At 59.3% G+C, this 9,670-nt stretch carries 9 protein-coding genes; 5 read left to right on the top strand and 4 right to left on the bottom strand.

Going from position 1 to position 9,670, the window contains the following annotated elements:
• A partial coding sequence (locus O2S87_RS03135; protein WP_475407346.1) for an IS701 family transposase occupies nucleotides 1-768 on the bottom strand: 768 nt, incomplete at its 3' end.
• A 392-nt stretch (nucleotides 769-1,160) separates the two neighbouring features.
• Nucleotides 1,161-1,457, bottom strand: a complete 297-nt coding sequence (locus O2S87_RS03130) for an ArsR family transcriptional regulator (protein WP_475407345.1) — start codon at nucleotides 1,455-1,457, stop codon at nucleotides 1,161-1,163.
• A 400-nt stretch (nucleotides 1,458-1,857) separates the two neighbouring features.
• On the opposite strand from O2S87_RS03130, the gene O2S87_RS03125 reads away from it, so the two are divergent.
• Complete coding sequence (locus O2S87_RS03125) at nucleotides 1,858-2,100, top strand: DUF7563 family protein (protein ID WP_475407344.1); 243 nt, start codon at nucleotides 1,858-1,860, stop codon at nucleotides 2,098-2,100.
• 43 nt (nucleotides 2,101-2,143) lie between these two features.
• Here the strand turns inward: O2S87_RS03125 and O2S87_RS03120 are convergent, their stop codons facing one another.
• Entirely contained in the window at nucleotides 2,144-2,683 is a 540-nt protein-coding gene (locus O2S87_RS03120) for a DUF7344 domain-containing protein (protein WP_475407343.1), read from the bottom strand.
• A gap of 390 nt (nucleotides 2,684-3,073) precedes the next feature.
• On the opposite strand from O2S87_RS03120, the gene O2S87_RS03115 reads away from it, so the two are divergent.
• From O2S87_RS03115 to O2S87_RS03100, 4 genes are all read left to right on the top strand, one after another.
• Nucleotides 3,074-4,225, top strand: coding sequence for a DUF1616 domain-containing protein (locus O2S87_RS03115; protein ID WP_475407342.1), 1,152 nt, complete (start codon nucleotides 3,074-3,076; stop codon nucleotides 4,223-4,225).
• A gap of 213 nt (nucleotides 4,226-4,438) precedes the next feature.
• Nucleotides 4,439-5,581, top strand: a complete 1,143-nt coding sequence (locus tag O2S87_RS03110; RefSeq protein ID WP_475407341.1) for a DegT/DnrJ/EryC1/StrS family aminotransferase — start codon at nucleotides 4,439-4,441, stop codon at nucleotides 5,579-5,581.
• Complete coding sequence (locus O2S87_RS03105) at nucleotides 5,574-6,524, top strand: Gfo/Idh/MocA family oxidoreductase (protein WP_475407340.1); 951 nt, start codon at nucleotides 5,574-5,576, stop codon at nucleotides 6,522-6,524. Before O2S87_RS03110 ends, O2S87_RS03105 begins: the two co-directional genes overlap by 8 nt.
• Nucleotides 6,521-7,861: a nucleotide sugar dehydrogenase gene (locus tag O2S87_RS03100; protein WP_475407339.1), complete on the top strand. Its 1,341-nt coding sequence runs from the start codon at nucleotides 6,521-6,523 to the stop codon at nucleotides 7,859-7,861. Before O2S87_RS03105 ends, O2S87_RS03100 begins: the two co-directional genes overlap by 4 nt.
• A gap of 63 nt (nucleotides 7,862-7,924) precedes the next feature.
• Here O2S87_RS03100 and O2S87_RS03095 read toward each other — a convergent pair whose 3' ends face one another.
• A complete protein-coding gene (locus tag O2S87_RS03095) occupies nucleotides 7,925-9,235 on the bottom strand; it encodes a hypothetical protein (protein ID WP_475407338.1) in 1,311 nt (436 codons plus the stop codon).
• Between the last annotated feature and the right edge of the window lie 435 nt (nucleotides 9,236-9,670).

Raw genomic sequence — 9,670 nt, 5'->3', positions numbered from 1 at the left:
CTTCGACGGAACAAGTTCCAGCGCGTAGGGAATAGCCTGACTCCGTAGTCTGTGGCGGAGTTTGGGTGATTTGCCGAAATTGCTGTCACCGAGAACACAGCCGAAGTCGAGGCCGCTGTCAGCGGCCCCTTCGACCAGATCACCGCCGATTTCGTGTTTTGATTGGTACTCGAGATCCTCAGGAATTCCAGCGTCTTCCCGTCGTTGAGCGTACTGTTGCTGTTGTTGGCTGCTGTCGTAGACAGATGAATCGTCTCCAATCCACTTTTTCGGCGTGAATAGTCGCATTCCAAGTGGCCAACTGACTTGGTCTGCGTTGCGGTGCTGTCCCGGTGAGGCGAGAGTGAGGTTAACGGTCACTTGGCAGTTATCCATTTTCCCGGTTGCGCCGCACCATTGATGGCCAACACCGACACTGTCGTGTCCTTGTTTGGGAATTCCCATCCCGTCAAGAATAAGCGCAGAGGCGGCTCCCTGAGCCGCCTCGGGCACTGTTTGTCGGAGTTGCTCCTCGACGTTTTCGTACTCCCAAGCGCTCTCCCGGACGAACCGTTCGAGTTTCTCTTGTTTGAGGTCTACCATGCTTGCGATTCCTGCGACTGATTTGTTGCTCCCTGGGCGGATAAGACCGCGAAAATACTGCGCTCCACGTTGCCATGTCGTCTCCCAATTCGGCCACGAAGAGCCGTCGGCTCTCGTGGCGAAACACGCTTGATACCTTCTGAGAAACCCTGCGGCATCTCCGTGGTCGTGTGCAAGTTCTTTCATTGCTCTCTTTCTTCAGCCGTGGCAATCAGCTTGCCGGATTAACCCCAGAAGTAGTGCTAGTCGACATGCGTCGATGAGTGGTTTCGGTGCTCATATCGGTATTCTAACCTAAAACTCTACATTTTTATAATAGTGTACTGAACGGATGGTTGCATGTCTGACTGGCTGACAGACGAAGAGCTTGACCGCATTTCACAGTTCGTCGAGACGCCCGCGTATGCGCGGCGTCCTGAAATGCTCTTGCCAGACTCTGACGACGAGTAACGGTCCCGTTTGATCGTCCGATAACTACACCACGAACTCGTGTGTGCCCTCCTGTCAGTGATCGTTCTCACTGACGACGCTTTCGAGACCGACCGAGCGGCTCGTTTCGGCTCCGAAAGCGTGAAACCCTAATCAATGAGGTTTTTCGCCTGGATCTGTTCCCAGAGCTCTTCTCCGCGCTCTGTGACGCCGTAGACACGACCCTTCTTGCGTTCCTCAGGAACGAGCAGTTCGACAAGTGCTCGCTCGCGGAGTCGACCGAGGGCTCGTGAAACGTGTGTGATACCGATCCCGGAGTCTTCGGCGATCCGAGAGGGTGTCGCTGGACCGTCTGCCAATCGTTTTAACACCGCAATACGGTACTGAGAGCTGATTACGAATCCGATTTCATCCCAATCTTCTGCCATTTTTGTTACCTCTGTCATTAGTTTTCACCGCGGATATCCCGTGTCGGTACGAAGGCTGGAGTGTCGGTTCAACACTTATCAAACAGCCGTCATCCAACACCGGTGCGCAGATCACAACCGGATTCATCAGCACTCACACGGGAGCGACGATCCCGGTGAGCGAGTGCGTAGGTCAGTTTCACTCCCACAGTGCGCCGCAGCCTCTATTCTACTGACCCCTTCGGTGCATATGAGGCTGGCGATGCTACCCCTCTGTTACAGACTGTTTACGCGTCGTTTCCGGGTATTACTCATATCGTCCATCGTTTGAATCATCTTACCAACTCGGTAATACAAGCTGAAACATCCGGTTGTAGTTTATTACTGGATGAGAACAAAAGATGGCCATGGTTACGAGTGTCCGTTGCTCGTGAACTGTATGAAACGTTGCTACGACGAGTATAACAAAGCCGATAGATGTCTTGAGGCCGTCATGGACATGCTCCACCCCCAGGAGACGACCCCAGAACACCGCTCGCCGAAACGACAGTGTCAGAACTGTGGACATTACGTCACAAAGCAGTTCGTCCGTGTATTCGGTGCGAACGATGGCTCGCTCTATGGCTGTCTTAGTTGTTTGACCCTTCGAGACCTCAGAGAAGGTGGCGGCAAACAGCCGTAGCGTTGTATTTTGGTACTAACTCGCTTCGATCTCGATAGTGTTTTTACTCTTCGATCAGGTTCGACGGGAGTTCAGTCCGTTCGCGTCGGATCGTGAGGTAGTGAGTTACTGCAATTACACCGAACCCAGCGAGCACGGCCGCCCCAATCAAAAACAGGATGCCCGGCGAGACGCCAATGAGGCCGACGATACCGTAGAGTACCAACCCAACCGCTGCGAGAGCCAGATAGTAGTACTGCCACGGTCGTTCGGCTCCCTGCTGCTGGAAGTACTCGCCGATCTCTCCGGCTCCCGAGGCGAGCTCGACCATCCCCGTTTCGGCATCGTAGGTCACCGCGTTCGCGTCCTGTAGCTTCGGGATGTGCGTCTGATACAGTGAGACGTAGGTTCGTTTTCGTTGTTGGCTCGTGAGATCCTCGACCGAGACCTCGTTTTCGATCGCGGCGATCTCTGCGGCGAGTTCACTCAGTCGAACAGGTCCTCCTGCCTGCTTGAGATGGTGCAAGACGAACCGACGTCTGGAGTTGCTCAGCAGGTCAAAGACCTTGTCTTGTGACAGCGATGGGTAGTCAGAGTCGGACATTCGATATTTGAGGTGTTGGGTTGTCTGTGGTTACCCGATATCCGTTGGGCTTACGTGAAATCCGAATGGACACACACCTGTCTTATACTTTGTTACGGGTCTGTTAGGGAGAGTAATGAGGCACTTATTAGACGAGTTAGCCGATCGAACGCGAAACGATCCAGTGTCAGGGGGTTTCGCGGGCAGTGTTCGTCTCCAGTGACTCAAGCGCCAGAAAAGCGGATACAGTGACACGGTACTCGCGTAGTAGTCATTCCATACTACTCAGCTCACTCGCTATGCGAGCAATAACAAAGCCGTATCCTGCGGTTTCTCTTACAACGACATGTACCACACACACAGTGCTACGATACTGAACGCTCAACGAGACAATACAACCGATCGATACGAATGACTCTCAGCGAATCGAACGATTCGGGCCTCCGAGGCGTCGTTTCGAATCGAACGGTCCCGGTCGACATGGTCGGCGTCTGCCTGATCACGATCGTGGCTGCAGTGGTCTACTACCTGAGTCCGGACTCCCCGGTTCGGTTTCTGGTATCGGTTCCGCTACTGTTGTTTCTCCCCGGCTACGTACTCGTCGGAATCCTGTTTCCCCGTGCCGGAAAGCCGGTTAGTGAACAGGAGAGCGACAGGCGACCACTCGCAACGGCCCGTAACCTCCAGCGAGTCACGCTGGGCGAACGGCTCGCCCTCTCGTTCGGCCTCAGCGTCGCACTGATTCCGTTTTTCGGCTTCCTTCTCGAACTGCTTCCGGTTGCGGTGTTCGATGGAACGACGCTCCCGACGCTGGTCGCCGCCGTTTTAATCGGCGCACTGATCGCGTCGGTTCGACGCCTTCGGATTCCCGAACGCGATCGGTTCCAGCTTCCGCTTGCGTCTGCGATCGCATTCGTTGCTGCGCCTGTTTCGGGGCCGATGCCACGACTCGAACGGGTCGCGACGATCGCGCTCGCCGTAACGGTCTTGATGGCCGTTTTCTCGGTCGGGTACGTGCTTGCAGTTCCCCAAGACGGCGAGCAGTTCACCGATCTGCGGGTGATGAGTGACTCCGAAGACGGTGAGCCGACCCTCGGCAACTACCCCGACGAGGTCACGACCGGCGAAGAGACCGAGCTACTCGTGGGCATCGACAACCGTGAAGGCCAACAGCGCGATTACACTGTTGTGGTAACCGTCGAACAGGTGATCGAAGATGACGATTCGGTGACCGCGATCGAATCAACCGAGATCGACCGGTTCGATGCGTCGCTCGAAAACGGCGAGCGGCTCGAACAGCCACAGACAGTCACGATGGATACAACGGGTGAGTACCGACTCAACTACTATCTGTACGAAGACGAGCCGCCCGAGGACCCGAGTGCGGACTCGGCGTACCGGCACGTCCATTTCACTGTGAGTGCGACCGCCGACGGATCACCCGGCGGAGATGACCCCACCCCGACTGATGGCGAACCCGAGATCGACGCCACGTCCGACACGAGTCAGCCGACAATCGAACCGATTTCGAACGAGCCACCATCGGTCACGAACGCTCGGTAACACCGATTGGTCGGGTTATCGGTCGACAGTAAGCCGCCTAATACTGCATCCAATGGAACCATAACAAAGACCCGAAACCGTTTTTGTCCTGACACACAGTCGTGACCAGCGCGTTACGGCACGGCGTTCCCAAAATACAATGTATCTTATACATACTGTGAGCGACTTACTCGCTGTACCGCCGATAGCTCGACCGGGTTCTCGGAGGGCACGATGAGACAGCTCTCGATTGCCGACCCCGACATCGGCCCGGACGAACAGCGTCGGGTCGAGGCGGTTCTCGACAGTGGCCGCCTTGCCGACGGACCAACCGTTCGGTCGTTCGAATCGGCATTCGCCGACTTCTGTGGCAGTGCTCACGGCGTCGCTACCTCGAACGGGACAACCGCGCTCGAAACGGCGATACGTGCGCTCGGGCTCGGCGAGGGCGATACCGTCCTCACGTCGCCGTTTTCGTTTATCGCCAGCGCCAATGCGATCCAGCTGGCGGGAGCGTCGGTCACCTTCGCCGACATCGACCCTGAAACGTACAATCTCGATCCTCGATCGGTCGAGACCGTTCTCGAAGATCGCTCGGTCGACGCAATTTTGGCAGTCCATCTGTATGGACTTGCGGCCCCGATGGGTGAGCTCCGCGAGCTCGCCGACCAGTATGACTGTCTGTTGATCGAAGATGCCGCCCAGGCACATGGTGCAGCTATCGACGGTCAGCGAGCGGGCTCGCTCGGCGATGCAGCCTGTTTCTCGTTTTACCCGACGAAGAATATGACGACTGGAGAAGGTGGGATGGTCGTCACTGACAGCGAGACGGTCGCCGAGCGGGCGGCCCGATGGGTCAACCACGGCCGAACCGACAGCTACGAACACGCGACAGTCGGACACAACTTCCGGCTGACCTCGATCGGCGCGGCGATCGGGCTCGCCCAACTCGAAAAACTCCCGAAATACACGACTGCCCGTCGTACCAACGCCGAGCGACTGACCGACGCGCTCGATGCAGTCGACGGCGTCACCCCACCCACCGAACCCGAGGGGTTCACGCACGTCTATCACCAGTACACCGTTCGGACCGCCGAGCGCGAGCCGTTGCGCTCGTATCTGGATGCAGCCGGCGTCGACACGGCGGTCTACTACCCGACGCCGATCCACGAGCAGCCGCCGTACGAACACCTCGATGTCGACGCGCCGGTCGCCGAGCGGGCGGCCGAAACCGTGGTCTCGCTGCCCGTCCATCCGGGACTCTCGACGGCGGACGTCGACCGGCTGTCGACGGTCTTGCGCGCCTACGGTCGGTTCGACGATCCGGTGGCGGCCGAGCCACCAACGGTCATCGAAGGGGGTGAGTCGGATGACTGACCGCCTCGCTGTCGGTGTTATCGGCGTCGGAAGTATGGGTCACCACCACGCGCGCGTCTATCAGGAGCTCCCGACCGCCGATCTCGTCGGCATCTCCGACGTCGACAGCGAGCAGGCCGCCGAAGCCGCCAGCAAGTACGGAACGGTACCGATGTCGGTCGACTCGTTGCTGTCGGTCGCGGACGCGGTGTCGATCGTCGTGCCCACGGCCTACCACTACGAGATGGGGACGGCCGCGATCGACGCTGGCGTCGACCTGCTGATCGAGAAACCGATCACCGAGGATCCTGCAGCGGGTCGCGAGCTACTGACCGCTGCCGAAGAAGCTGGCGTTACTCTCCAGGTCGGTCACGTCGAGCGCTTCAATCCGGCCGTCCAGACGCTCTCGGAGATCGCGACCGATCTCGACGTGATCGCGCTCGACAGCGATCGACTCGGCCCGCCAACCGGCCGCGGCATCGACGACGGCGTCGCGTTGGATCTGATGATTCACGATGCTGACATCCTGTTGTCGTTGGTCGACGAGCCGATCGCCGACGTGTATGCGGCCGAAACGGCCGGCGACCAGTACGTGGCCGCAACGGTGGCGTTCGAATCCGGCATCGTGGCAACGCTAACTGCCAGCCGAGTGACCCAACAGAAGGTTCGGACGCTCTCGGTGACCGCCGAAGAATGTCGGGTCACCGTCGACTACATGGCCCAATCGGTCGAGATCAACCGCCATTCGCTCCCCGAGTATATCGAGACCAACGGCGACGTTCGCTACCGACACGAGAACGTCATCGAACGACCGACGGTCGAAAACGGCGAACCGCTTAAAAAGGAGCTCGCCTCGTTCGTCGACAGCGTTCGGAGCGACGCCGAGCCGATCGTCTCGGCCGCAGACGGGATTCAAGCGCTCGAACTCGTCCAACGAATACAAGCGGTCGCCGACGAAAAATGATCGAATCAGTACGCGACGTCGACAGAACGACAGCGGCGGTCGGTGCGGACGGATCACTCACCCGCGAGCGGCTCTCGGTTGCCGTGTACGGGCTCGACAAAACCGGGACGGCGCTGTCGGTGCTCTGTGCTCGCGTTGTTGGGTCGGTGACCGCCGCTGACACAAACGGCACGCACGTGACGGCAATTCAACACGGCCGCTCGCCCGTCTCGGATCCGTTGCTGTCCGAATACGTCACCGAGGCGACCGATTCAGGCACGCTGCGAGCGACAGGTGAGCTGCCGGAGGCCGCAGCTGAGGCGGCCATCCATCTCGTCGCGGTTCCGACCGGGCTCCGCGAGGACGACGCCCCGGATCTCTCGCGACTCAGAGCGACGGTTCGGGACATCGCAACCGAGCTCTCGGTGGGTGACGTGCTCGTCGTGACGACACCGCTGCCGCCGGGAACCACAGAGGGAATCATCGAGCCGACGGTGGTCGACGAAAGCGACCTTTCGCCGTCGGAGTTCGGGCTGGCGGTCTGTGCACTGCCTATCGACCGCTCGCTTCGGTCGATCCGGACTGGTGATCTGGTGATCGGTGGCACTGATCGACGGAGCCGGACGGCCGCAACCGAGCTGTTCGCGGCGATGACTTCGGGGACGATCTCGTCGACACCGAACGTTGCGACCGCAGAGTGTGTTGACACAGTTGAGCGGACTGCCAGCGAGATGATGCAATCGCTCACAAATGAGCTGGCGGTGTCGGCTCCGGAAATAGCTGTGCCGACGGTCGCCGAACTCATCTCGATGCGCGGCGAGCTGTCGATTCCCGGACCGGGCGTCGACGCCAGCGAGCCCATCGGTTCGGGCTTCCTCCGGGATTCGATAGTCGACGAGACACCGATTCTCGATGGTGTGTACACCGAAGCTCGGCGGTTTCCAAAACTGATCGCCGAGACGGTTCTCGAAGCGATCGACCATCAGCCAACCGACAGCGAGTCGGACACCACCGTGCTCGTGTTGGGTGTTCCCTCGGATGACAGCCACCCGACGGGCGAACGCAAGCCAGTCTCGATGTTGCTCCGCGAACTCACTCGCGCCGAGACCAGACCTCTCCTCTGTGATCCGGTCACCGATTTGCCACGGAGCCTCACCCCGCATTCGGTCTCGGTGCGGACGGCCAGTCGACTCGATCCGGACGCCGTCGTCGTGCTCTCGTTTCGGTTGGTGTTCGAAGATATCGACTGGGCCAGTTTCGACAAGGCGGTCGTTATCGACTGCTGTGGGTCGGATCTCGACGACATCGGCACCGACGTTCACCGACTCGGTGGCTCGAATCAAGTACACAAACTGTAACAAACGGGCTGTAGCGACGAATTTTTCACCTGTAGTAGAACCCGAGTCGTGACTCGAGAGCCGTTAGCGGGTCAGCCGTCGACTCACGGCCATCGTAACCGAAACCACTGTAAGCGCGACCACCGCGACAATGGGACCGAACCCGGGCACCTGATCTGCGATCCCCCCAGAGTCTTCGGAGTCGTCAGGCTCGGAGTCGCCGGAGTTGGAGTCGGCGTCCTCGCTTTCGGTGCTGTTGGTTGTGGTGCTCTCTGGATCTCCGACAGTGAGCGTCGTCTGTTCGTCGCCGACACCGATGTCGTACTCGCCGGATTCGCCGATCTCCTGGCTGAACTCGACGGTACGCTCTTGGCCCGCTGGAATCGTCACGGTCTCAGTTTGCAGAACCGTATCGCCGACACGAAGGTCGGCCTCGTAGGTCCAGTCGGCACTGCCGGTGTTTTCGATCGTTGCTGAGAGGTCTGCCGACTCGCCGGGCTCGATACGATCGTTTTCGAGGCTCACCGAGCGTGGCGTTGGGAGCTCCGAGGTGCTCTGGACTTCGATCGGTTCGTTGAGGCTGTCGAGCGACACCCGGTCGAACTCCTCGCCGTCCTCCTCAGTGGGATCGATCACCTGCCAGTCATCGATACTACCGTTGTATCGCTCACCTTCGTTGGGTTGATCCGGATCCTGGTCTGGGCGTCGCGTGTCGCCGTACCGGTGATACGACTCCTCGTTGAACGCCGGATCGATCTCGATTGCAGCGTCGGAATCGAGCCCGCTGTAGGCCATTCCGTCGGTGCGGCCAGTCAGCCAGACCCAACTCAACAGCCCATCGCCGCCGTTCGGTGGCACACCGGTGGTTCCGGTCGCACCCTCGCGGTGGTCGGGATCGAGATAGATGAAGTCGTCCTGGCTCTCGTTGCTGAGCCATTCGTACTCGTCGTCGATGACGGCCCACTCACCGTCCTCGGGCAGGTTCGACAGTTCCCAACTGACCGAGCCGCCGTCGGTGCCATCGTCCTGGTCTTCGTGGTACTTGTCGTGGACCGCAACGAGGCTCACTCCATCGGGGCCCTCGTACAGCATGAGCACGCTCGCGTCGTCCTCCTGGTACTCAGTGGTCCCTTCCGAACTGAACGACCGACCCCAGAGCGGATCGTCGCGGTCGCCCACGTGCGGGTGACGGTACTGATAAAAGGACTCGACCGGCTCGTCTCCGGAGATGGTCTCAACCGGGATCACCTGCTCTCCCTGGACGACCTGATACGACCGCTCGGGTTCGGACTTCTCGTCGGAGCTATCGGCGTACGCCAGCGGGACGAAAAGCGACCCAATCAGCAAGAAAATCAGGACGCCGCTCAGCAGCCGCCCATGACGTGGGTTACTCATCCCGTCTGGCCCCTCTCGCCCCGGTCGACACGCCAGCGGCGCTATCCCGACGTCGACCGATCGACGCTGTGTTTCGGCTGTTCAGTTCGAAATAGCTGGTGACCGTCCCGGCTCGTCGACTGCGTTGTCGGTTCACCCGAGAGTCATCCGCCTACTACCGTTTTGTTAGTCATAACAAAACGATACTAACGACGTACTACCAGGGTTTCCATCCGCGCGATACGTTTCCCATCTGTCAGTACCTCCACCGAGGTCGATTGGTTATAAATCGGTGTGGTATTGCATACGCTCATCGGTGAGAGTATCCTCGCATATGAGATGTCCGTGTCGAGGAACGCAAACCGAGTACAGACCGCGATAGACGTTCTCAGTCGGCGTTTCTGCGATTGACACTCGGTTCGAAGCGGGCGGCTATCGAACCGACGCATCCTGCTT

It is taken from the genome of Halohasta sp. A2, from assembly GCF_056175805.1.
Note: the sequence above shows the minus strand (reverse complement) of the source record. Positions and strands in the feature narration are given on the sequence as shown.